The sequence below is a fragment of the Pontivivens marinum genome, assembly GCF_900231835.1.
In the GTDB taxonomy this organism is placed as follows: Bacteria; Pseudomonadota; Alphaproteobacteria; order Rhodobacterales; family Rhodobacteraceae; genus Pontivivens; species Pontivivens marinum.
Map to the genome: position 1 here is coordinate 240206 of NZ_OCTN01000002.1, position 22183 is coordinate 262388.

The window sequence follows — 22183 nt, forward strand, 5'->3', positions numbered from 1 at the left end:
AAGATGAATTTCTTAAAAGCTGTTTTGAACCATCCCTACACCTTTTGGGCCATCCTTTGCTTGCCTGCGGTTCCGATGGCGATTGGGCTGTCCTCCGGTGATCCAAATGCGATCCATAGCTTGCTGCATCCAACGGGGGAGTTTGCGGCACGGTTTATGATTATCGCGATGATGGTAACGCCGCTGGTGGTAATGCTCAAACAGTGGCGTGGTCCACGTTGGTTGATGAAGCGTCGTCGATATCTGGGTGTTGCCGCGTTTGGCTATGCCGCGCTGCATACGGCTCTATATCTGATCGATATGGGTAGCGTTGCAGTCACCGGTGGCGAGCTTTCTAAACTCTATATCTGGACAGGCTGGCTCGCATTTCTGATCTTCGTACCGTTGGCCATAACGTCGACCGACAATTGGGTGCGAAGGCTGGGCCGCCGATGGAAGGCTTTGCAGCAGTTCATATACGCCGCTGCTGTGTTAACCCTAGTCCACTGGGCGGCATTGCACGACTGGGGTGGGATTGCACCTGCATTGGTGCATTTCGGCCCGTTGGTAGTGTTGCAGGTGTTGCGCATACAGGCATTTCGACGTCGCCGGGATATACGGCAGTCGACAGCGTTTTGAGCAATGAGTGTACATGTTGGATTGCTCAATTTTCGTGGTGAACGATGCATAAACTCCAATTATTTTGTTTAGCTAAAGTGGCTTGCCTAAAATGCTAGGCAACTTCCCATTGTCGTGCCAATCTTTGGAGGCGTATCCTTAATCACCTGAGGAGAATGGTAATGAGCAGCTCGACCCTCGATGCGAATAAATCGCGCGCACCCTATGCGCAGGTTGATAGCGCAACGGCGGAGCGTGCTGCCGATTCAGAGCGGGCTGAGCTGGCCCTAATGGCCGGTGATATGGCCTGTGTCGAATGGGACATTCCTGAGGGTGTCGTCCATTGTGGCGCACATCTGGAGAAGGTCTTCGGCCTGCCACTCGGTCGGTCCGTTCACAGTATTGATGCCTTCCTTTCCGTAATTCACCCTGATGATGTCAGCCGGATTGACGCAGCCATCAACCGCACGATTACCGATGATGTCGATTACCAGATGGAATGGCGGATTATTCTGCCGGACGGTCAGCTGCGTTGGGTCGGTGGCCGCGGGCGTATAACGGAGCGGGATGCGCAGGGCAATGCGATCAGAATGCTTGGCGTAAACTGGGATATTTCCGAGCAAAAGGAACAACAGCAGGCGCTCAAAACGATGGCTTCCGAAATGGAACATCGGCTTAAAAATACCTTTGCCACGATTGGTGCATTGACCGGAATGGCCGCGCGGCGCTGCGAAACTCCGACTGAGATGATGAACCTGTTGCGCGGGCAATTGTTTGCTCTGGGAAAGGCGCATTCGCTCAGCATGCCAAGTGGCCAAGGTTCGTCCGGCGGTATCGTGCGAGTGGCCGATCTTGTTCGCACAGCGCTGGAGCCGTGGCAGGGGCAAAGGCCGCAATTGGACCTAGATACCGATGCGTCAATCAGCGCGCAAAAGGCGGCCAGTCTTGCAATGATGATGTACGAGCTGACAACCAACGCCACGAAATATGGCGGGCTGAGTGATGACAGCGCGCATTTACAGATCACGCTATTGCATCAGAATGGGGGCGATTTGGTGATGGATTGGCGCGAAACTGTTCCCGAATACGCGCAGCGGCTGCATCCGAAAACAGGGTTAGACGGGTTCGGAACTGTGTTGCTGGCTCAGGCTGCGCGGATGCTGGATGCCGCGTTTGAGCAGGATATGCGGCCAGAGGGGCTGCGCCTGACACTTACCATTCCGGCGGTTTCGCTAATCGTCACGTCTCAGGATACCGCAGTTGAAACGTCACCGAGGAATGCGAAGAACGGCGCGTAAACCACCAAGGTCATTTGATTTTTCAAGGCGCAAGGCACCGCCATGCGTACGTGCAACATCAGCCGCGATGGACAGGCCCAACCCGACCGAGCCACCAGCGTTTTGGTTGCGGGCCTCATCCAGTCGTGAAAACGGGCGCAGGGCCAGTTCCCGCTGATCCTCAGGAATGCCGGGTCCGTCATCCTCAACCACATATTCCAGACTAACGCGGGTCATGCGCATCGATAGGCGAACGCGATCGCCGTATCGCGTTGCGTTGGTCAGCAGGTTTTGCAGCGCGCGTGATACGGCGACGGGGCGCAGATCAACGGTAGGGTCATCTGGCGTTTCGGATTCCATCAACAGGGTCACGCGGGCACCATCACGGCGCAGATTGGTGACCATAGTGCGCGCGATTTTTGCGGGATCGGTGGCTTTGGTTTCCTCCATTCCTTCGCCCCGCGCAAAGGCGAGGAAGCCGTCCAGCATCCGTTCCATCTCCGTGACGTCCTCAACCATCGCATCTGTATCAGGCCCCGGTTCGGCAAGGCTGAGCCCAAGGCGCAGTCGGGTCAGGGGGGTGCGTAAATCATGACTAACGCCGGATAGCATCGATGTGCGCTGCTCAATCTGGCGCTCCAACCGTGTGCGCATGGCTAGAAAGGCGCTACCGGCGCGGCGCACTTCCTCAGCACCGCGGGGACGAAAGATCTCGGAGCGACCTTTGCCAAATGCTTCGGAAACGAGGGCAAGATCACGGATTGGCCGAATTTGGTTGCGCAAAAACAGCGAGGAAATCGTGGCTAAAACAGCTGATGCGAGCACCGTCCACGTCAGCAGCAAATGCGGGTTCGAGGCGACTATCCTGCGACTGGGGAGGAACGCGGTTAACGTTCCGACATCCGAGCGGACCTGAACAATCATAATTTTATCCAGCGATGTTGTGTCTAGGTGGATTGGTCGCTCAATGCTCATGCTCAACACATCATATGCAGCACGGCCGGAGATATCGAAAAGGCCCAGTTGCGCGCCGGTGCTAAACTGTGTCTCGTCCAGAAAGAGCGTGAGGTCCAACAGGCCGCTAACTGTTTCAAGCTGTTGTTCCCGCGCAGATCTATCGTCCAACTGCTCCAACAATGATACGGCGTAATTAAGCTCCGCCCCAACGGAGCGCGCCATTTGCTGCGTCACGCCGTCAACATGTCGGGATAAAAATACCGACGCAGAAACCACCTGAATGCCCACAACGGGAACGAACAGGATCAGCAAAGCCCGCGAAAACAGGTTGCGCGGCATCCAGCGTTTGAGCCATTTGAAACTAATCATATAACAGGGGTAGGGTTTCCCTGTGGCGCGTGCAAGCGGGGAGGCACCATGCAGCAAGTTCAGGATAATGTGCGGCGGATCACGGCCCCGAATGGCGGACCAATGACTTATATGGGAACGCAAACCTATCTGCTGGGAACTGGCGATGTTGCTCTGATCGATCCGGGTCCGGATTTGGCGGTGCACCGTGCTGCGATTATGGCTGCTTTGGATGCAGGTGAGCGGATTTCGCATATCCTCGTGACGCATTCTCATTTGGACCACACCCCACTGGCGCGCACGATGGCGGATGATCTGGGCGTGCCGCTATATGGCTTCGGCGGGGCGACGGCAGGGCGCAGTGACGCGATGATTGCACTGGCCGAGGCTGGCGCACATCTGGGCGGAGGTGAGGGCGTTGATGCCAGCTTTATGCCCGATGAAACCCTGAGCGATGGTGAGGTGCTGAATGGCGCCGACTGGGCGGTTGAGGCATGGCACACCCCCGGTCATATGGCGAACCACTTGTGCTTTATGTGGCATGAGGGACGCGCGGGGTTTTCTGGTGATCACATCATGCAATGGGCGACCACGCTGGTATCACCGCCGGATGGGGATCTGACATCCTTTATGGCGTCGCTGCGAGCTATGCAGGGGCGGTGTGAGGGCTATGTCCTGCACCCCGGACACGGCGAACCTGTGTTGGATGCAGAGGCACGAGTTGCGGAAATGATTGCCCATCGTGAGGGGCGCGAGGCGCAAATCCTAGCTGCGCTGGCCGCTGGCCCGAACCGTATCGATGCTCTAACCGCAGCAATCTACACTGAGGTTAACCCAGCCCTGTTGCCAGCCGCAGCTCGAAATGTGTTTGCGCATTTGATTGATCTGCATGGACGCGGTTTGGTCCGTTGCGACGGCTTGCCAGCTGCGGATGTGGAGTGGTCGCGTTAGGCGCGTTCCGCTATTGAGCCTGCGATTTCATCGATATTCGTGTTCTGATCGAACGGTATATTCGTCCAATCCTTCATACGGTTACGGAACCAGGTTCGTTGCCGTTTCGCATATTGCCGACTGGCGATAATGGCGCTGGAGCGGGCATCCTCAAGCGACATCTCACCGCGCAGGTGGGCGATCAATTCGGGTGCGCCAATCGCCTTGGACGAGGGCCGTTGCGGTTGCCAATCGGGCAGTGCTGACCGTGCCTCATCCAGCGCGCCGAGTGATAGCATCTGATCAAACCGGCGTTCGATCCGGTCGTTCAGCCACGGGATATCCGGCTTCAACACAATTGCGGCCGCAGTATCACGGGGCACCAAAGGGGGGGGCGTCAGCGCGTGCCACGCCGTTAGCCCGCGGCCGGTGGTCCTCAGCACTTCCCATGCCCGTTGGATGCGCATGGGGTTGGCCGTGTCGATCTTGGCAAAGGTTTCAGGGTCTGCCGTGGACAGCTCGGCATGTAAAGCGGCGGGGCCTAGGGCATCCGCCTCGGCACGGATTTCTGGTGGGGTGGGCGGGATATCTGCCAACCCTTGCGTTAACGCTGTGAAATTCAGCCCAGTACCGCCAACGATTATCGCGCGGGGTGTCACGGCCAGTAGGTCACGAATTTCGCGGAGCCACTGGCCTGTGGAATAATCCGTATTGGTTGCAACGTGGCCATATAGCAGGTGCGGCGCGTGCGTCTCTTCCTCGGCATCAGGGCGAGCGGTTAAAACGCGCCAGTTTGCGTAAACTTGCAGGGCATCGGCGTTGATAATGCTGGCACCGGTTCGCGCAGCGAGTGCAAGCGCAAGGGCGGATTTGCCCGAGGCTGTTGGGCCCGCGATCAAGATCGGTTTCATCGCGCAACCCCATTGGAAACATGTACGATTTTGGCGTTGAGACGGATAGCATCATCCGGATCGTGGCTTACCAACACAACGCGCCGATTACTGTTTGCCAGCAGTGAAATCACCGCGTCACGCCGTGCAATATCGAGGCCGGTAAATGGCTCATCCAGCAGGGTTAACGCACTGTCAGCCAGCAATGCCCGTGCCAGCGAAACCCGCTGCGCCTGACCGCCGGACAGATCAGCGGGGCGACGGTCCAGCAACTCAGTGATGTCGAGTGCTTGGGCCAATGCGGGCAGGGCGCCCTTGTTCCGCCGCGCATATAGGATGTTGCGCCGAACGCTGAGATGCGGAAACAGCCGTGGCTCCTGAAACGCCATGGAGAAGCCTCGATCCTGCGCAGGCACAGCGGATAGATCGCAACCATCCAGAATGACCTGCGCATTTGGAGCGCTAAGAAGCCCTGCGATCAGGTGCAATGTCAGCGTCTTTCCTGCACCGGATGGGCCCTGTAGCATCGTAATCTGCGCATCAGATGCGAAATCGAGGGCGAGGGTGTATCCATTGCGCTCGATCTGCGCCTTGACCTGTAGCATGCTCATTTGGAACGCCCTGACAGACGTGAACGTGTGCGCCGCTCCAGCCATTCGCTCAGCAAAAAGGCGGAGAGTGCAGCGATAACTGATACCGTCACCATGCGCGCCGCAGCTGCGTCACCGCTGGGCGATTGCAGTGCTGAATAGATCGCGATGGGCAGCGTGCGGGTTTCCCCCGGAATGTTGGCGGCGAACACGATGGTCGCCCCGAACTCTCCAAATCCGCGAGCGAACCCCAGTGTTGCGCCGGCCAGTAGGCCCGGCATGGAGAGCGGCAGGGACAGGGTAAGAAACCGCCGCACCGGCCCTGCGCCATGAATGCGGGCGGCATCCTCTAGCTTCGGGTCCAGCGCCTCAATTGACAGGCGGCAGGCGCGGACCATCAGCGGAAAGGCCATAACGCCTGCGGCAATGCCGGCGGCCAATGTGGTGAACGGAATGCTAATGCCCAATGTCGCCAGCGGGCCCCCAACGGCCCCGTTTCGGCCAAAGATTTGCAGCAGCAGATAGCCCACAACCACGGGGGGCAGTACCAGAGGTAGTTGGATGATGGCTTTGACCAGCCCCTTGCCCCAAAACTGCCTACGCGACAGGGTCCACGCCGCGAAATAGGCAAGCGGCAGCCCGAACAAGGTCGCAAAGGCCGCGACCTGTAGCGATAGGCCAAATGCCTGCCATTCTGCTGGAGATAAAGTCATCATTCCGGCCTAGCGCGACGCGGCGCTGCGGTCCAGCGATCAGATGTTAACCCCCACCACAGGTGATCCGCGGCAGGGGTGTCGATTAGGAAAGCTCGCACGCGATGGCTGCGGCGAGACGCGCATTATTGTGGACCAGCGCAATGTTGGCGGTCAGCGAAGTGCCGTCGGTCAGCTCAAAGATACGTTGCAACAGGAAAGGCGTGACAGCCTTTGCCGCGATGCCTTGTTCCTCCGCCTCGGCCAATGCTTGCTCGATGATCGGGTTGATCACGGCCTGCGGGATTTCGGCGTCGGCGGGGATCGGGTTGGCGATCAACTGGCCACCGGGCAGGCCGAGTTCCGTGCGCAGACGCTGCGCCGCTGCGATCTGTGAGGCATCCTCCATCCGCAATGGAATCGGATGCGCGGATTGCGAGGACCAGAACGCCGGCAATGTATCCGTGCGATAGCCGATAACCGGAACGCCAAGGGTTTCGAGGACTTCCAGCGTCTTGGGAACGTCCAGAATGGCCTTCGCGCCTGCCGCAACGACGGTCACGGGGGTTTCGGACAGTTCGCGCAGGTCAGCGGAAATATCGAAGGTGCTTTCCGCCCCACGATGCACGCCGCCAATGCCGCCGGTCGCAAAGACGTGGATGCCCGCCAGATGCGCGCAGATCATCGTCGCGGCAACTGTCGTCGCACCTGTGGCACCAATGGCCAGCGCGGCGGCGAGGTCGGCACGGGACAGTTTCATCACGTCCTTGGCCTGGGCCAATTCGTCCAGCGTCTCAGGCTCCAGTCCGATGCAGATTTTATGGTCGATGATCGCGATGGTGGCGGGGGTTGCGCCGCCCTCACGCACGGTTGCCTCAACAGCCAATGCCGTGTCGCGGTTTTGCGGCCATGGCATGCCGTGGGTGATGATCGTGGATTCAAGCGCCACAATTGGTTTGCCAGCCGCAAGGGCAGCAGAAACTTCGGCGGAGTAAATCAGGGGCAGGGTCATGTGGTTGGTCCTTGCAAATGAGTCGCCGCGGCGGCGAGCGCGGCTTCTAACGCGTCAGATGGCGAAGCGCCAGCCAGATGCGCATGTAAAAAGCCCGCAACCGTCGCGTCACCAGCACCAGTAACACTGGCGACACGCACCCGCGCTGGCGTTAAGGTCACGACCTCATCCACCGTGGCAAGGGTCGCAGGCCGCGCCCCATCCGTGACAAGCGCGAGGCGCGCGCCCTTTGCGATCAACCGCTTGGCCAAATCGGCGCTATCCGCATCATGTCCGGTCAGCGCCGCTGCCTCAGCGCGGTTCACCAATGGGGCTGCACCCTGCGCTAATAAGGGGCCAATGCCGATTGCGCGGGCAGGGCTGGCGGGAACTAGAAACAGGTTTGGGTTGGTTAGCGTGACCAGCGCCCCGGGCGGTAGGTTTCCATCCACCACAGCGGGGCCATTGAATGCGTTTACTGTTGCGACGACCTCTGCCGCGCCCTTGGTCAACGCGACCGTATCGGCGATGGCGGCGACCAGATCACCGTCATTCTGCTCAATGGCGATATACAGATCGGTCTTGGCACAGCGATGCAGCATGGAGATGTCGATTCCCCGCTCAGCAAGCAATTCGCGCAACAGGATGCCGTCCTCGTCCTCTCCGATACAGGCGGTTAGGGCGACGGGATGCCCCAATCGGGCGAGCTGCCGTGCGATATTGCCCGCAACGCCACCGGGGCGACGCTCAACAAGGCCGGGCACGTCATCGCCCAAGCGCACACACGTATCGGCACGGGCGATAATATCCCAATGGGCAGAACCAGCGCAGAGCAACATCAGCCGACCCACCCTAGAACTGCGGTGAGAGTGATGACGGATATAACAGTGGAAAACAAAATGGCGGTCGATGCTCGTTGGGGCGCAACCTCGTAATGCTGCGCGATGATGTAGATGTTGCCGGCAACCGGCATAGCGGCGGCTGCAATCATCATAGAGGCAAGGAATGGATCCAGATCGTAGATGTACAACGCAAAGATCGCCACCAGCAACGGGTGCAGGGCAAGTTTCAGCGAGGATAACCACAGCGCAACGCTGGGTCGTTCCGCTGATTTTCCGGCAAGGCTGGCCCCGATGGCAAACAGCGCAGCGGGCGTGGCTGCGGCGCCGAGGATCGACATGAACTCCCCCATTGGCAGCGGCACTGGCAGGTCTGCCAGTGACCACAACAGGCCGGCGGTGATCGACATCACCATTGGATTGGTCAGCAACCCCTTGCCGATGGTCAGCACGATTGCGGGCTCCAACTTGCCCCGACTGCCGGTAATCACAGCCACAACCAGACTGCCAAAGATCAACAGATCAACGCTCAGCACCATCAGAACCGGCGCTGCGGCCCGTTCGCCGAACAGACCAACCAGCATGGGGATACCTAGAAAGCCGACATTGCCGATAACCGCGCATTGCGCCTCGATCGCGGCGACGGATGCCGTATTGCCCCGCATTAGCGATACAGCCGTCGCAATCACGTAAACGATTATAGATGCGGACAGATAGCAAAGCAGAAATGGCACATTCGCGATGTCGCTGAATTCTAGTGTGGCTGTGAAATTGAACAGCATCGCGCTAAGCGCAAACCAGAACACAAATTTCGTTAACGCAACCGCCGCCTCGCGTGAGAAGAACTTCGTCGCAGCGGAGGCAAAGCCCAGCCCGATCAACAAAAAGAAGGGTAAGGTCTTGAGGAAAATGGGGAGCATTGGCACCTGCGGTGAAAACGGGACGGCTCAGGTTTAGCATGTTTGGGCCGCTTGACCAGCGTGCAGCAGGCAACGCGAAACCTACCCACCATACCGATTTATTATACGGTTGAAATTAATGGATTGAAACAGGGCGCACTATCGACGTTTCGCGAGTTTTCATCCTGATGTGCCCTCAGCTCTGGTTGGATGATAGCCCGTGCTAATCACTGCAATAGCTAAAACCGTGAGGTGGTCGATCAGATTTTGAATATATTATCCTTACAAAAATATATATGCGAGAAGAATGAATCAGGTGCTCTCGGCTTAAAATGAAGAGCGCGATTATGTGTGGGAGAAATTTTGTGAATATACTCAAGCCTCTTTTGGTTGCGGTGACCGCTGTATCAGCCACCGCAGCGACTGCTGATGACCTGATTGTCGGTGTCAGTTGGTCCAATTTTCAGGAGGAGCGCTGGAAAACCGATGAGGCGGCAATCATCCGTGGGCTTGAGTCCAACGGCGCACAGTATATTTCCGCAGATGCGCAATCCTCTGCGTCAAAGCAGCTCGCAGATATTGAGGCATTGATCGCACAGGGTGCGGATGCGTTGATTATTCTGGCGCAGGATGCTTCGGCAATCGGGTCCGCGGTTCAGTTGGCTGCGGATGAGGGCATTCCGGTGATTGCCTATGATCGTCTGATTGAAAACCCCGACGTGTTTTATCTGACATTCGACAATGTTGAGGTTGGCCGGATGCAGGCCCGTGCCATTTTGCAGGCGCAACCCAATGGCAACTACGTGATGATCAAGGGATCGCCGACCGACGCAAACGCTGATTTCTTGCGTGGCGGACAACAGGAAATCTTGCAGGCCGCGATTAATGCCGGTGAGATTACGATTGTGGCCGAGGCCTATACGGACGGCTGGCTGCCCGCGAATGCGCAACGCAATATGGAGCAAATCCTGACCGCCCAGGATAATGACGTGGATGCGGTCGTCGCGTCAAATGACGGCACCGCTGGCGGTGTTGTGGCCGCCCTTTCGGCACAGGGAATGGATGGCATTCCGGTATCGGGGCAGGACGGCGACCATGCCGCGCTGAACCGTGTGGCACTGGGAACGCAGACGGTTTCGATTTGGAAGGATTCACGTGATCTGGGCGATGCGGCCGCAAAGATTGCTGTGATCCTTGCCGATGGCGTGCCGCTGGACGATATCTTTTATGCCGAGGATTGGACCTCCCCATCGGGCACTGTGATGAACGCGATGTTTCTAGAGCCTGTCGCGATCCAGCGGGATAATCTGGAACGTGTCGTGCGTGCGCAGTGGATCACGCAGGAGGTGCTATGTCAGAACGTACCAGCGGGAACCGTTGAAATTTGTGGCTAAAGCGTGGGTGTGGGGCATGAATGGGGCTGCGGCCCTTGCATCCCCACGCAAACCGGTCTAATGGCACCCCACTGAAACCGCAGGCGGGGACGGGCCGGTCGGGGAGAAATCCTGCACGGTCCACCGGTTGGGCAAACGCCCTCTCCCCCGTCGAGGCGAAACCGGAAAAGGAAAACACGATGGCTCTTCCCGAGTTCACGCTGCGTCAGCTGTTGGAAGCTGGCGTTCACTTCGGCCACCAGAAGCACCGCTGGAACCCACGTATGGGCCAGTACATCTATGGTGACCGTAACGGCATCCACATTCTCGACCTGACACAGACCGTGCCACTGCTCGACGCAGCGCTGCACGCTGTTCAGCAGACTGTTGCAAAGGGCGGCCGCGTTCTGTTCGTCGGCACCAAGCGTCAGGCACAGAAATCTGTTGCTGAATCCGCTGAGCGTTGCGCACAGTACTACATGAACCACCGTTGGCTGGGCGGCACGCTGACCAACTGGAAAACCGTTTCCAACTCCATCGCGCGCATGAAAACGCTTGATGAGCAGCTGGGCGGCGAGGGCGCCGGCTACACCAAGAAAGAGCGTCTTCAGCTCGACCGTGAGCAGGCAAAACTGACTGCTTCGTTGGGCGGCATCCGCGACATGGGCGGCGTTCCTGACATCATCTTCGTTGTGGACACCAACAAGGAATCTCTGGCCATCGCAGAAGCGAAAAAGCTGGGCATCCCTGTTATTGCGGTTCTCGACTCCAACTCGAACCCTGAGGGCATCGATTACCCGATCCCCGGCAACGACGATGCTGCACGCGCAATCTCGCTGTATTGCGATCTGATCGCACGCGCTGCTCTGGACGGCATGGCTGACCAGTTGGGCGCAGCAGGCGTTGATCTGGGCGAAATGGAAGAGGCGATGGGCGAAGAAGCTCTGGCAGAGGCCGGCGCAGAGGGCTAATCGCCCCGCGCTGAACGTCACCAAACTGAAACGCGCTCCTGCTAGACAGGAGCGCGACCTATCTTTTCAGGAGAGATAACATGGCAATCACCGCTGCAATGGTGAAAGAACTGCGCGACTCGACCGGCGCAGGCATGATGGACGCAAAAAAAGCCCTGACCGAGAACGAGGGCAACATGGAAGCAGCCATCGATTGGCTGCGTACCAAGGGCCTCGCAAAGGCTGCTAAGAAATCCGGCCGTACCGCGGCTGAGGGCCTTGTCGCTGTTCAATCCGAGGGCGGCGTTGCTGTCGCTGTCGAGGTGAACTCCGAGACCGATTTCGTTGCACGTAACGGCGACTTCCAGCAGATGGTTGGTCAGGTTGCCAACATCGCAATGGGCGTTGCTGATACCGAAGCGCTGGCGGCTGCTAACATGGACGGAAAGTCCGTGACCGACGCGATCACCGCTAAGGTTGCAACCATCGGTGAGAACATGTCCCTGCGCCGGATGGTTCGGGTTGAGGGCGAAAGCGTTGCATCCTATGTGCACGGCGCGATTGTACCCGGCATGGGCAAAATCGGCGTTATCGTTTCCTTCAAGGGCGACAATGCTGATTTCGGCAAGCAGGTAGCGATGCACGTTGCTGCAACGAACCCAGCGTCACTGTCCGAAAACGATCTGGATCAAACGCTGGTTGAGCGTGAGAAGCAGGTTCTGACCGATCAGGCACGTGAATCCGGCAAGCCGGACGCAGTGATCGAGAAAATGATCGTTGGCCGCATGAAGAAGTACTTCGAGGAAGTTACCCTTCTGAACCAGAAGTTCGTGATGAACCCTGACGTCACCGTAGCGCAAGCTGCGAAAGATGCAGGCGTGGAAATCACTGCTTATGCGCGCGTCGAAGTTGGCGAAGGCATTGAAAAAGAAGAAGAAGATTTCGCAGCGGAAGTTGCAAAGACGATGGGCAAGTAAGCCTTTAACTTCTTTGAATTTGAACGCCGCGCGGGAAACCGTGCGGCGTTTTGCGTTTGTGGCATGCGTGGTTCACCTATTTTGCGGCAGCCGGATAGTTTAAGAGCAAGGCGTGGCATTGGGTCAGGGCCCTTGACGTGTCTCGCAAAGTAAGCGACATGAGTAAGATGTCTATGCTGCACCGCAACAACGAAGCCGGCCAACTTGCGCGGCGCTTTGCCCACTGGGAGGGAACCTCGACGGTTCACTCGGTGCTGGAGGACGCGCAGGGAATTACCGCTAGCGTTATCTCCACCGCGTTTGGCCTTGCACTATATCAGGCAGTTGGACTGGTTACATCTGGTATGGCGGGGCTGGCGCTGGTGCTGTCATATGCTTCGGGGATTGATGCAGGCGTTTTGTTCTGGACGCTGAACCTGCCATTCTACCTGCTGGCCATTATGCGGATGGGATGGGCGTTTACGATCAAGACATTCCTTGCCATCAGCCTGCTATCCGTTTTGGTTTCTGTTCAGGGGCAATGGTTTAGCTTGGCTACGATACATATCGGATATGCGGCAATTGCCGGTGCTGTTCTGATTGGGTTCGGGTTATTGGGGCTGTTTCGTCACCGCTCCAGCTTGGGCGGGATTGGTATTTTGGCGCTTTACTTGCAGGACAGGATCGGCTGGCGCCCCGGGATAACGCAGTTGGTCTTTGATCTGGGGATCGTCGCGATTGGCTTTTTTGTCCTGCCATGGGGTGCGATGCTGTGGTCGCTGGTCGGAGCAGTTGTGTTGAACCTGTTTTTGACAGTGAACCACCGGCTGGATCGATATATCGCCCGTTGAACTGCGCCGCGAGCCGATATCTATACCTTTGATCGCTACGCCCCATGCGAAATATGCTGTATCGCAATGTGATCGACAGACTTCAGACACAGCCCAAACGTTAACAAAACGCCGCGTTTTCGATTGATTGTGGACGCATTTGCGGGCAGTGTTCGCGCGAACCGAGCTTCAGGAGAATTGCATGCCCGATACGGCCCCGAACCCAAATTATTCGCGTGTAATGCTCAAGATTTCAGGCGAGGCGTTGATGGGCGATCAGGGGTTTGGCTTGCATCCCCCGACGGTTGAGCGTGTTGCGCGTCAAGTGCAGGAACTGCACGAAATGGGCGTTGAGGTCTGTATGGTTATCGGCGGTGGCAACATCTTTCGCGGATTGCAGGGCTCGGCTCAGGGTATGGAGCGGACAACCGCCGATTACATGGGTATGTTGGCGACGGTGATGAATGCGCTGGCCGTTCAATCCGCGCTTGAGGCCCTACAGGTGAACACCCGCGTTATTTCAGCCATTCCGATGGATCAGGTTTGCGAGCCATATATTCGCCGCCGCGCTGTGCGCCATCTTGAGAAAAAGCGCGTTTGTATCTTTGCCGCGGGCACCGGCAACCCGTTCTTCACAACGGACACTGCCGCCACATTGCGCGCGAACGAGATGAAATGTCAGGCTATCTTTAAGGGCACGCAGGTTGACGGGATTTATGATAGCGATCCTAAAACCAATCCAGATGCCGTGCGCTATCAGACGGTTAGCTATGATGAGGTTCTGACGAAGAACCTGAAAGTAATGGATGCCAGCGCGATTGCACTGGCCCGTGATAATAAACTTCCCATTGTGGTATTTTCCCTCACAGCGCCCGGCGGTTTGGCCGGGGTCTTGAGCGGGCAGGGGAAATTCACCATGGTGAAAGAATAAGACGAGGGAACTCATGTCCGACGACATTGATATCGATATTGACGCCATCACAAAGCGGATGAACGGCGCGTTGACCAGCCTGCGTGGCGATTTCGCCAGTTTGCGTACAGGCCGCGCGTCGTCCTCTATGCTGGATGTTGTGCAGGTTGACGCATATGGCTCGATGATGCCGATCAATCAGGTTGCGACCATCAACGTGCCTGAGCCGCGCATGGTTACGGTCAGCGTTTGGGATAAATCCATGGTTGGTGCCGTGGATAAGGCGATCCGCAATGCCGGCCTTGGCATCAATCCGGTTATGGATGGTACAACTCTGCGATTGCCAATTCCTGAGCTGAACGAGGAGCGTCGCCGTGATCTGGCAAAGGTCGCCGGAACCTACGCAGAAAATGCTCGGATTTCGGTTCGTAACGTGCGTCGTGACGGTATGGATCAGATCAAAAAGGGTAAGGCCAACGGCATGCCCGAGGATGATCAAAAGGTCTATTCCGACGAGATCGAAGACATCACCAAGTCGCATATTGGTAAAATTGATGCGGCACTAGAAGCCAAGCAAGAAGAGATCATGCAGGTTTAAGCATATTTCTTGCCCCGCCTGCGCGCGAAACGTTCACCAAAGGACAGTCATGACCTGTAATAGACCAAGCAATGTCGCCATTATTATGGATGGCAACGGGCGTTGGGCAGTTCGTCGTGGCTTGCCTCGGGTGGCGGGGCACAAAAAGGGTGTGCAGCGCGTGCGTGATATCGTGCGCGCGTGCCCTGATTTGGGCGTCAAAACACTAACCCTCTACGCATTTTCAACCGAAAACTGGAAACGCCCGGTGATTGAGGTTGCGGCCCTAATGCGCCTGTTTCGCATCTATATTCGGATGGAGGCGGCGGCTCTGGAAAGCAGCGGCGTGCGGGTTCGGTTTCTGGGGGAACGCAGCGCCCTTGCCCCAGATATCCAGCGGATGATGGATGGGCTGGAAGCACGAACGGTCGATAATGACGTTCTGACCCTGCAAATCGCGCTGAACTATGGTGGGCGCGACGAGATTGTGCGTGCAGCACAACGTATCGCGGCTGAGGTTGCCAGTGGCCAGATGCAGGTTTCCGACATTACGCAGGATAGCTTTAGCGCCGCCCTGGATACTGGCGGTGTTGAGGATCCGGAGCTGATCGTAAGGACCAGCGGTGAATATCGTACATCGAATTTCCTGCCCTGGCAGGCGGCATATGCAGAATATGCCTTTGTTGCTGAATGCTGGCCCGATTTCACGCCAACCATCTTTGGTGAGTTGCTGGATGAATTCGGAACACGTGAGCGACGGTTTGGTGCCATTGAGGCGCAGGGCGGCAACGTTTGACTAAATCTTCTTCCAAGTTTGCCGATCTTCGGCTTCGCCTGATTTCGGCACTGGTTTTGGCCGGTGTCGCATTGGTTGTCTTCCTTTTTGGTGGATTGTGGAGCGCTGTTCTGCTTGCCATTGGCACCGGTGCGATGGTTTGGGAATGGCGCGAAATGGTCGTCGGGCAGGGGCAGGGATTACGGCCGCCCGGCATCCTGATGATCGCTGTCGCTGCCATCGCTGTGATCGTGTCGGATCAGTTCAATCCAATCACTGGTATGGCGGTTTTGGTCGTCGGAACGTTGATCAGTGCAGCATGGGAACGTGAGCGGCTACGTTTTACCGTCACCGGTGCGCTATATATCGGCGTCGCGATGATTTGTATCGAGGCACTGCGTGCGGATTCCCGTTTCGGTTTCCTAGCTGTTTTGTGGTTGGTTCTGGTGGTGGTTGCCGTTGATGTTGGCGGCTATTTTGGCGGGCGCGTTTTTGGCGGGCCAAAGCTGTGGCAGCGGGTCAGCCCCAAGAAAACATGGTCCGGCCTGATCGGCAGTGTGGGTTGCGCGCAGTTCGTTGGCTTTATTTTCGCGCTGGTAGTCGGGTTGAGTTATCCGGCTGAGGTAGCGTTGATGTCTGCCCTTGTCGCGCTGGTCGCCGTCGGTGGGGATTTGGTTGAGAGCGCGGCCAAACGGTTCTTTGGCGTTAAGGATTCCAGTCGCTTGATGCCCGGACATGGCGGCATATTGGATCGCTTGGATGGCCTAATGGCCGCGGCAATTCTGGTTGCGGTGGTTAGCTTTGTGCGCGGGCAGAGCATCTTTCTGTGGTAAAACGTCGCATAACTGTTTTGGGTGCAACCGGTTCCATCGGCACCAGCACGCTGGACCTACTGGATCGTGCCGGTGGGGCGGAGGCGTTTGACGTTGTCGCGCTAACTGGTTCCCGCAATATTGCAGGGCTGGCAAGTGCAGCAAAACGGCTGCGGGCCGAGGTTGCAGTTACGGCTGATCCAACACGACTGGCTGATTTACAGGATGCGCTGGCGGGGTCTGGTGTGAGTGCAGCTGCTGGCCCACAGGCGTTGCTAGACGCGGCTGCTGAGCCTGCTGATTGGACGATGAGCGCGATTGTCGGTTCTGCGGGCCTAGCGCCCACATTACGAGCGGCGCAGCGTGGCGGCACCTTAGCCTTGGCCAATAAGGAAAGCCTAGTCTGCGGTGGTCAGTTACTGCTGGACGAATGCGCGCGATCAGGTGCAGTCCTGTTACCCGCTGACAGTGAACATAGCGCAATTTTTCAATGTCTTAGGGGCGAACGCTCAGCAGAGATTGAGCGTGTGATTGTCACTGCATCCGGTGGTCCTTTCCGTGATTTCACCCTTGCGCAGATGCAGGATGTAACGCCGGAGCAAGCGATTGCGCACCCAAACTGGGACATGGGCGTCGGCATCTCAATTGATAGTGCCAGCATGTTCAACAAAGCACTGGAACTTATTGAGGCTAAATACCTTTTCGGCCTTCGGTCGAGCCAGATTGAAGTTTTGGTGCACCGCCAATCCATTATTCATTCCATGGTCGGTTTTACCGATGGATCGATCATTGCGCAGATGGGGCCGCCTGATATGCGCGGGGCAATTGGCTTCGCGCTGAATTACCCTGACCGTCCTGATTTGCCGGTGGAGCGAGTGGATTTTGCCGCGCTGGCAACGTTGGATTTTACGGCACCAGATTCCGAACGGTTCCCCGCGCTACGCCTTGCCCAACAGGTGTTAGAGATGGGCGGGCTGGCAGGGACGGTTTTAAACGCGGCCAAGGAGGCAGCCATGCAGGGCTTCCTTGATCGTAAGATCGGATTTCTAACGATGGCTGACCTTGTTGAAGGGGCGCTAAACGTCCTACCTTGTGTCGGAGAGCCGAGCGACCTGACCTCCGTTGTGGAGTTGGACGCTGCTGCGCGTGCATATGTACGCGCTCAAATTTGTTAAGGACGGCGTTTCATGATCGAATTGATTTCCAGCATCCCGCTTGTCGGCGGCTTTCTGTCGTCTGTTTTGCCCTTTATCGTCGTTATCGGGATTGTCGTGTTTATCCACGAATTCGGTCACTATATCGTGGGGCGCTGGTGCGGCATCCATGCTGAGGTATTTAGCCTCGGCTTTGGTAAGGAAATCTTTAACCGCGTGGACAAGCGTGGAACCCGTTGGCGGATCGGCATCCTGCCACTGGGCGGTTATGTGAAGTTTCTGGGCGATGCCGATGCCTCCAGTCGCACCGATCTCAGTGCTGTTGAATTTATGGACGACGATACCTTGGCGCGCAGCTTTCCGGGCGCCTCGCTGTGGAAGCGGGCGCTGACGGTCGTTGCGGGGCCGGTTGCGAACTTTATCCTGACGATTGTGATTTATCTGGGCCTTGTCACATGGACTGGCGTTGCGGTGGATGAGGCACGCATTGGTGAAATTCCCGCCTCTGTCGCGGGGGAAACGCCGCTGATTCAAGGCGATCTGGTGCTCGCGGTGAATGGTCAACCGGTTGAAAGCTTTGGTGATCTGGCAACCGCCGTTAGTGAGGTAGAGGACGGCCTGCCTGTCACCCTTGATGTTGAGCGCAGCGGCACTCCGTTGGAACTGGAAGTTGCCAATCTACGCCCCCCCTATGTTGCGGGCGTGCGTCCACTCTCCGCCGCCAGCCGCGCAGGCATTCGGTCGGGTGATTTGTTGCTAAGCGCAGGTGGTCAGGCCCTGCCTGATATCGCGATGCTGCAACAGGTTGTGCAGGCATCTGAGGGGCAACCGCTTGAGATTGTTCTACGTCGTGGTGCCGACACCCTGACATTGGAAATGGTCCCGACCGAGGAGGACGTGCCCCAGCCGGACGGCACCTTCGCACGGCAGGTCATCATTGGTGTTAGCGTCACAACCTATCTGCAACCGCAGGTTCGGAGCCCTGGTCCGATCGAGGCGCTTACCATCTCTGTTGATCGAATGGTGGGCATCATCACGGGAACATTCGATGGCATTGGCCAGATGATATCCGGTAATGTCAGCCCGACCAATTTGCAGGGTCCACTGGGAATCGCTCAGGTTTCGGGGGAATCTGCGGGGCAGGGATTGGTTAATTTTATCCTGTTGATCGCGATGATTTCGACAGCGATTGGATTGATGAACCTGTTCCCGATACCCGTGCTGGATGGCGGCCACCTTGTTTTCTATGCAATTGAGGCAGTTACAGGGCGTGTTCCAGCCGGTAAATGGGTGGATGTCGCAATGGCCGTTGGTCTCGCAATGGTGTTGTCCCTAATGCTTTTCGCAACGTATAACGACATTACACGTCTGTAGGCGGTTTGCCGCCACAGATGCAGAATTGTCCTGAGAAAAAGGCGGGTCAGATGCTCTCCACCACCAAGAACCTCGTTGTGCGCGGACCGCGTGCCGCACTTCTGGCCTGCGTTGCAAGCGCGGCGTTGTTCAGTGCCGCGCCCATCGCGGCGCAGCAAATCCCGTCCAGCTTCGTGCTTAGCGGCGTGGAGGTTGAGGGCAACCGCCGGATTGAGGCGGAGACAGTCCGTGTTTACACCCAGCTCTCCGCGGGTGAGACGGTAACGCCATCGGATCTGAACGCAGCGGTTCAGGCACTATACGCAACTGGCTTGTTCGAGGATGCACAGATATTGGTGCAGGGTACGACCCTGCGCGTCGTAGTCGTTGAAAACCCCTCGATCAATCAGATTGCCTTTGAGGGGAATGACGTCATTTCAGACGATCTGCTTCAAGGGAATATCGAGATCCGCCCACGGCTTGCCTATAACCGCGCCGCAATTGAGGCTGACGCAGCAACGCTGATCGCTATTTACCGATCCATTGGCCGTTTCGATGCACAGGTTACGCCCGTCATTATTGAGCGCCCGGAAAACCGCGTTGATGTCGTGTTCGAGATTTTCGAGGGTGAAGTCACAGAGATTGAGCGCATCACTTTCGTGGGAAACGCGGTCTTTTCCGACGGCGATTTGCAGGACGTCATCGCCAGCCGTCAGGCGGGTATTCTGTCTTCCTTCTTCAGCAATGATACATACGATCCCAGCAAGGTTCGCCTGGATGAGGAGCTGCTGCGGCAATTCTACCTTGAAAACGGGTTCGCCGAATTTGAGGTGGATAGCTCGATTGTTGAACTTTCCGCCGATCGGCAGGGCTTTTTCCTGACCTATACGATCAATGAGGGGCCGCGTTATACCTTTGGTGACCTCTATGTTGATCCGCTGGTTGAAGGGCTGGAGCCAAACGATTTCCTCGAGGCTATTCCCGCAGAAACCGGTGACAGCTTCGACCAGCGTGTGGTCGATGATGCGGTTGCAAACATTCTGGAGATCACAGGTCAGCGCGGCTTTGCGTTTGCCAATGTTTCCCCGCGCGTGCGCCAAAATGCCGAGGAGCGCACCGTCGATATCGTCTTTGAGGTTGTAGACGGTAACCGTGTCTTTGTTGAGCGGATCGACATTAGCGGTAACACCGCAACATTGGACCGCGTCATTCGGCGTGAGTTTGATCTGGTTGAGGGGGACGCCTTCAACGCAACCTCCGTTCGTGAAACAGCGGATCGCCTACGAGGAACCGGCTTCTTCTCGGATGTCTCGGTCGATATTCAAGAGGGCTCGGCTCCGGATCGGGCGGTCGTGGAAACCGTGGTCGATGAACGACTTACCGGTTCTGTGAACTTCGGTGTCGCCTATTCGTCCGCCTCGGGTGTTGGCGGTTCGGTTGCCCTGTCCGAGAGTAACTTCCTCGGCCGTGGTCAATCGGTTTCCGTTGAGTTCTCAACGGGTACCGATGAAAATATCTATAGCCTGTCCTTCACCGAACCAAACTTTATGGATCGTGAAGTGGCCGCTGGATTTGATCTGTATTATCAAGAAATTGATCGCGATACGTCCAATTTCGATGAAACAAATATCGGGTTTGAGCCTCGCTTTACATTCCCTGTTAGCGATAATGGCACATTACAGCTGCGCTATCGTATTTCCGAGGATGAGATTTCAACGGACTCTACCACGGATGTTTCTGCTGCGATCCTCGCGGATGAGGGTAGCGAGCTTACCTCGTCCATCGGCTTTACCTATCAGTATGATCGCCGGAACAGCACCGCCGCACCAACACGCGGCTACATTCTGACATTCACCGGTGATTTGGCTGGTTTAGCTGGGGACGCACAGTATCTGAAGGGTACGGCGACCGGTCGTATCTATCGCAGCTTTAACAACGATCAGGTTGTTACCTATCTTGAGGGTGAGGTCGGTGCGCTGGCGTCTAGCTCCGGTGGTTCTCGGATTACGGATCGCTTCTTCTTAGGTGGTTCCAGCTTCCGTGGCTTCCAATCCGGTGGCTTCGGTCCTCGTGATACCGACAATACCGGTGCAACTGATGTGGATGCGGCGCTCGGCGGCAACTATTACGCTGTGATCCGTGCGCAAGCATCGTTCCCCCTTGGCCTGCCTGAGGAAGTTGGCCTTTATGGCGGTGTCTTCGCCAATGTCGGCTCTCTCTGGGGGTTGAACGAAACGACTTTCTCGGATGCGGCACGTAATGGAGGCACAGCCTATACCATTGATGACAGCGCCGAATTGCGATCCGCGGTTGGATTCTCGCTGTTCTGGGACAGCCCGATTGGTGCGCTGCGCATCGATTACGCGGTTCCAGTTACCACAGTTGAGGGTGACGATGAGGAGCGGTTCCGCCTGTCGGGCGGCCGCCGCTTCTGATGCGGGCACTTGTTCTTGCGTTAATGTTGATGCTGCCCAGTGGCATTGCGTTCGCGCAGGAACAGCTGCGTCAGGCCCCTGCAATTTTGCTTGTTGATCCAAGAGTGATCTTAGAAGACTCCGTTTTGGGTCAACAAATTGTGGAGGGTAACCGCGCCGACCGTGCCGCATTACAGGCTGAGGCGGATGCCGTGTCCGAGGCATTCGAGGACGAAGAACAACAGCTTGCTGCCCGTCGTAGCCTGCTAACCCGCGATGCCTTTGCCGTCCTCGCCACTGACTTTGATCGCCGCGTGCGTGAGGCACGAGCCCAGCAGGATCAGCGTGCTCAGGAACTTATCGCCCAGATTGAAGCGCGCGAAAGGGAGTTTTCCGAGCAACTCACCCCGATTTACGCAGAGATTTTGAACGAGGTAGGGGGCGCGGCTGTTATCGATCTTCGTAATGTGATCCTCGCCAATGCTCGACTGGATATTAGTCAGGAGGTCATCCGCCGACTTGACCTTAGACTGCTTGACCCCGAGCAATCACCCGAATAAGAATTTTTCCCCATACCCAGCAAGGAGCGTATCGGTGACAGATCAATCCACGCCATTCAAGCCCACGGCCGATCTGGCTGAGATTAAGCGGATGATTCCGCACCGCTATCCCTTTCTGTTGATCGACAAAGTGCGTGATATGGTTGAGGGCAAATTTGCAATCGGCATCAAAAATGTCACCGCAAATGAGCCCCATTTTGAGGGGCACTTCCCGCAGGAAGCGGTCATGCCAGGCGTGTTGCAGATTGAGGCATTGGCGCAAACATCCGCTGTGCTTGTCTCCGCCTCTATGGGTCTGATCGACAAGAGCGCGTTGGTCTACTTCATGACTGTAGATGAATGCCGTTTCCGCCGTAAGGTTGTTCCGGGTGACGTTCTCGAACTGCATGTGACAACTATTCGTGGCCGTGGAAAAGTCTGGAAATTCAAGGGTGAAGCACGCGTCGACGGTGAGCTCGCAACTGAATGCGTTTTTGCAGCGATGATCGTTCCCCCCGAGGAAGGCTGAG

23 protein-coding genes are annotated in these 22183 nt (G+C 57.0%); 16 read left to right on the forward strand and 7 right to left on the reverse strand.

Annotated elements, in window-relative coordinates; all coding sequences use genetic code 11:
• Window positions 1–3 precede the first annotated feature (3 nt).
• The gene (locus CR254_RS07110) at window positions 4–618 is read left to right on the forward strand and encodes a protein-methionine-sulfoxide reductase heme-binding subunit MsrQ (RefSeq protein ID WP_097929154.1); all 615 of its coding nucleotides are present in this window, start codon (window positions 4–6) and stop codon (window positions 616–618) included.
• A 161-nt stretch (window positions 619–779) separates the two neighbouring features.
• The gene (locus CR254_RS07115; protein WP_180955916.1) at window positions 780–1895 is read left to right on the forward strand and encodes a sensor histidine kinase; all 1116 of its coding nucleotides are present in this window, start codon (window positions 780–782) and stop codon (window positions 1893–1895) included.
• Here the strand turns inward: CR254_RS07115 and CR254_RS07120 are convergent.
• Window positions 1866–3170, reverse strand: a complete 1305-nt coding sequence (locus tag CR254_RS07120) for an ATP-binding protein (protein WP_219617993.1) — start codon at window positions 3168–3170, stop codon at window positions 1866–1868. The two genes, CR254_RS07115 and CR254_RS07120, sit on opposite strands and share 30 nt — an antisense overlap.
• A 78-nt stretch (window positions 3171–3248) precedes the next feature.
• Here CR254_RS07120 and CR254_RS07125 point away from each other — a divergent pair, with 78 nt between their 5' ends.
• Window positions 3249–4130 (forward strand): MBL fold metallo-hydrolase, encoded by an 882-nt coding sequence (locus CR254_RS07125; RefSeq protein WP_097929157.1) that lies wholly within the window; start codon window positions 3249–3251, stop codon window positions 4128–4130.
• Here CR254_RS07125 and miaA read toward each other — a convergent pair.
• The 6 genes from miaA to CR254_RS07155 all read right to left on the reverse strand — a co-directional run bounded on the left by miaA (window position 4127) and on the right by CR254_RS07155 (window position 9031).
• Window positions 4127–5020, reverse strand: coding sequence for a tRNA (adenosine(37)-N6)-dimethylallyltransferase MiaA (miaA, locus tag CR254_RS07130; protein WP_097929158.1), 894 nt, complete (start codon window positions 5018–5020; stop codon window positions 4127–4129). The genes CR254_RS07125 and miaA overlap by 4 nt on opposite strands.
• Window positions 5017–5610: an ATP-binding cassette domain-containing protein gene (locus tag CR254_RS07135; protein ID WP_180955917.1), complete on the reverse strand. Its 594-nt coding sequence runs from the start codon at window positions 5608–5610 to the stop codon at window positions 5017–5019. Before CR254_RS07135 ends, miaA begins: the two co-directional genes overlap by 4 nt.
• Window positions 5607–6302: a molybdate ABC transporter permease subunit gene (gene modB, locus CR254_RS07140; protein ID WP_342744472.1), complete on the reverse strand. Its 696-nt coding sequence runs from the start codon at window positions 6300–6302 to the stop codon at window positions 5607–5609. The genes CR254_RS07135 and modB overlap by 4 nt, the downstream gene beginning before the upstream one ends.
• 85 nt (window positions 6303–6387) lie before the next feature.
• Window positions 6388–7293: a pseudouridine-5'-phosphate glycosidase gene (locus tag CR254_RS07145; RefSeq protein ID WP_097929161.1), complete on the reverse strand. Its 906-nt coding sequence runs from the start codon at window positions 7291–7293 to the stop codon at window positions 6388–6390.
• Entirely contained in the window at window positions 7290–8111 is an 822-nt protein-coding gene (locus CR254_RS07150) for a PfkB family carbohydrate kinase (protein WP_145996711.1), read from the reverse strand. The genes CR254_RS07145 and CR254_RS07150 overlap by 4 nt, the downstream gene beginning before the upstream one ends.
• Window positions 8111–9031, reverse strand: coding sequence for an AEC family transporter (locus CR254_RS07155; protein WP_097929163.1), 921 nt, complete (start codon window positions 9029–9031; stop codon window positions 8111–8113). Before CR254_RS07155 ends, CR254_RS07150 begins: the two co-directional genes overlap by 1 nt.
• A gap of 350 nt (window positions 9032–9381) precedes the next feature.
• On the opposite strand from CR254_RS07155, the gene xylF reads away from it, so the two are divergent.
• The 13 genes from xylF to fabZ all read left to right on the forward strand — a co-directional run bounded on the left by xylF (window position 9382) and on the right by fabZ (window position 22182).
• Window positions 9382–10404 carry a D-xylose ABC transporter substrate-binding protein gene (xylF, locus tag CR254_RS07160; RefSeq protein ID WP_245851522.1) on the forward strand — a complete coding sequence of 341 codons (1023 nt, stop codon included), beginning with the start codon at window positions 9382–9384 and terminating at the stop codon, window positions 10402–10404.
• A 179-nt stretch (window positions 10405–10583) separates the two neighbouring features.
• A complete protein-coding gene (rpsB, locus tag CR254_RS07165; protein WP_097929165.1) occupies window positions 10584–11354 on the forward strand; it encodes a 30S ribosomal protein S2 in 771 nt (256 codons plus the stop codon).
• Window positions 11355–11434: 80 nt separating this feature from the next.
• Window positions 11435–12310: a translation elongation factor Ts gene (tsf, locus tag CR254_RS07170; protein WP_097929166.1), complete on the forward strand. Its 876-nt coding sequence runs from the start codon at window positions 11435–11437 to the stop codon at window positions 12308–12310.
• 158 nt (window positions 12311–12468) lie between these two features.
• Window positions 12469–13140: a YitT family protein gene (locus tag CR254_RS07175; RefSeq protein ID WP_219617994.1), complete on the forward strand. Its 672-nt coding sequence runs from the start codon at window positions 12469–12471 to the stop codon at window positions 13138–13140.
• Window positions 13141–13321: 181 nt separating this feature from the next.
• On the forward strand, window positions 13322–14050 hold the full coding sequence (pyrH, locus tag CR254_RS07180; RefSeq protein WP_097929168.1) for a UMP kinase: 729 nt from the start codon (window positions 13322–13324) through the stop codon (window positions 14048–14050).
• Window positions 14051–14063: 13 nt separating this feature from the next.
• Window positions 14064–14627, forward strand: a complete 564-nt coding sequence (gene frr, locus CR254_RS07185; RefSeq protein WP_097929169.1) for a ribosome recycling factor — start codon at window positions 14064–14066, stop codon at window positions 14625–14627.
• 49 nt (window positions 14628–14676) lie between these two features.
• Window positions 14677–15402, forward strand: a complete 726-nt coding sequence (gene uppS / locus CR254_RS07190) for a polyprenyl diphosphate synthase (protein ID WP_097929170.1) — start codon at window positions 14677–14679, stop codon at window positions 15400–15402.
• Window positions 15399–16214 carry a phosphatidate cytidylyltransferase gene (locus tag CR254_RS07195; protein WP_097929171.1) on the forward strand — a complete coding sequence of 272 codons (816 nt, stop codon included), beginning with the start codon at window positions 15399–15401 and terminating at the stop codon, window positions 16212–16214. Before uppS ends, CR254_RS07195 begins: the two co-directional genes overlap by 4 nt.
• Complete coding sequence (dxr, locus tag CR254_RS07200; RefSeq protein ID WP_097929172.1) at window positions 16208–17368, forward strand: 1-deoxy-D-xylulose-5-phosphate reductoisomerase; 1161 nt, start codon at window positions 16208–16210, stop codon at window positions 17366–17368. Before CR254_RS07195 ends, dxr begins: the two co-directional genes overlap by 7 nt.
• A 12-nt stretch (window positions 17369–17380) precedes the next feature.
• Window positions 17381–18721 (forward strand): RIP metalloprotease RseP, encoded by a 1341-nt coding sequence (gene rseP / locus CR254_RS07205; protein WP_097929173.1) that lies wholly within the window; start codon window positions 17381–17383, stop codon window positions 18719–18721.
• Between the two features lie 50 nt (window positions 18722–18771).
• Window positions 18772–21135 (forward strand): outer membrane protein assembly factor BamA, encoded by a 2364-nt coding sequence (bamA, locus tag CR254_RS07210; RefSeq protein ID WP_180955918.1) that lies wholly within the window; start codon window positions 18772–18774, stop codon window positions 21133–21135.
• 29 nt (window positions 21136–21164) lie between these two features.
• Window positions 21165–21674 (forward strand): OmpH/Skp family outer membrane protein, encoded by a 510-nt coding sequence (locus CR254_RS07215; protein ID WP_281252987.1) that lies wholly within the window; start codon window positions 21165–21167, stop codon window positions 21672–21674.
• A 34-nt stretch (window positions 21675–21708) separates the two neighbouring features.
• On the forward strand, window positions 21709–22182 hold the full coding sequence (gene fabZ, locus CR254_RS07220; protein WP_281252978.1) for a 3-hydroxyacyl-ACP dehydratase FabZ: 474 nt from the start codon (window positions 21709–21711) through the stop codon (window positions 22180–22182).
• The last annotated feature ends 1 nt before the right edge of the window (window position 22183 follow it).

What these genes read in the sequence shown, in the direction of transcription:
- rpsB (WP_097929165.1), top strand. Translation starts at nt 10,584, where the DNA reads ATGGCTCTTCCCGAGTTCACGCTGCGTCAGCTGTTGGAAGCTGGCGTT.
- CR254_RS07115 (WP_180955916.1), top strand. Translation starts at nt 780, where the DNA reads ATGAGCAGCTCGACCCTCGATGCGAATAAATCGCGCGCACCCTATGCG.
- miaA (WP_097929158.1), bottom strand. Translation starts at nt 5,020, where the DNA reads ATGAAACCGATCTTGATCGCGGGCCCAACAGCCTCGGGCAAATCCGCC.
- CR254_RS07135 (WP_180955917.1), bottom strand. Translation starts at nt 5,610, where the DNA reads ATGAGCATGCTACAGGTCAAGGCGCAGATCGAGCGCAATGGATACACC.
- CR254_RS07145 (WP_097929161.1), bottom strand. Translation starts at nt 7,293, where the DNA reads ATGACCCTGCCCCTGATTTACTCCGCCGAAGTTTCTGCTGCCCTTGCG.
- frr (WP_097929169.1), top strand. Translation starts at nt 14,064, where the DNA reads ATGTCCGACGACATTGATATCGATATTGACGCCATCACAAAGCGGATG.
- rseP (WP_097929173.1), top strand. Translation starts at nt 17,381, where the DNA reads ATGATCGAATTGATTTCCAGCATCCCGCTTGTCGGCGGCTTTCTGTCG.
- pyrH (WP_097929168.1), top strand. Translation starts at nt 13,322, where the DNA reads ATGCCCGATACGGCCCCGAACCCAAATTATTCGCGTGTAATGCTCAAG.
- modB (WP_342744472.1), bottom strand. Translation starts at nt 6,302, where the DNA reads ATGACTTTATCTCCAGCAGAATGGCAGGCATTTGGCCTATCGCTACAG.
- CR254_RS07110 (WP_097929154.1), top strand. Translation starts at nt 4, where the DNA reads ATGAATTTCTTAAAAGCTGTTTTGAACCATCCCTACACCTTTTGGGCC.
- CR254_RS07125 (WP_097929157.1), top strand. Translation starts at nt 3,249, where the DNA reads ATGCAGCAAGTTCAGGATAATGTGCGGCGGATCACGGCCCCGAATGGC.
- CR254_RS07175 (WP_219617994.1), top strand. Translation starts at nt 12,469, where the DNA reads ATGAGTAAGATGTCTATGCTGCACCGCAACAACGAAGCCGGCCAACTT.
- CR254_RS07215 (WP_281252987.1), top strand. Translation starts at nt 21,165, where the DNA reads ATGCTGCCCAGTGGCATTGCGTTCGCGCAGGAACAGCTGCGTCAGGCC.
- uppS (WP_097929170.1), top strand. Translation starts at nt 14,677, where the DNA reads ATGACCTGTAATAGACCAAGCAATGTCGCCATTATTATGGATGGCAAC.
- tsf (WP_097929166.1), top strand. Translation starts at nt 11,435, where the DNA reads ATGGCAATCACCGCTGCAATGGTGAAAGAACTGCGCGACTCGACCGGC.
- CR254_RS07155 (WP_097929163.1), bottom strand. Translation starts at nt 9,031, where the DNA reads ATGCTCCCCATTTTCCTCAAGACCTTACCCTTCTTTTTGTTGATCGGG.
- CR254_RS07150 (WP_145996711.1), bottom strand. Translation starts at nt 8,111, where the DNA reads ATGTTGCTCTGCGCTGGTTCTGCCCATTGGGATATTATCGCCCGTGCC.
- bamA (WP_180955918.1), top strand. Translation starts at nt 18,772, where the DNA reads ATGCTCTCCACCACCAAGAACCTCGTTGTGCGCGGACCGCGTGCCGCA.
- CR254_RS07120 (WP_219617993.1), bottom strand. Translation starts at nt 3,170, where the DNA reads ATGCCGCGCAACCTGTTTTCGCGGGCTTTGCTGATCCTGTTCGTTCCC.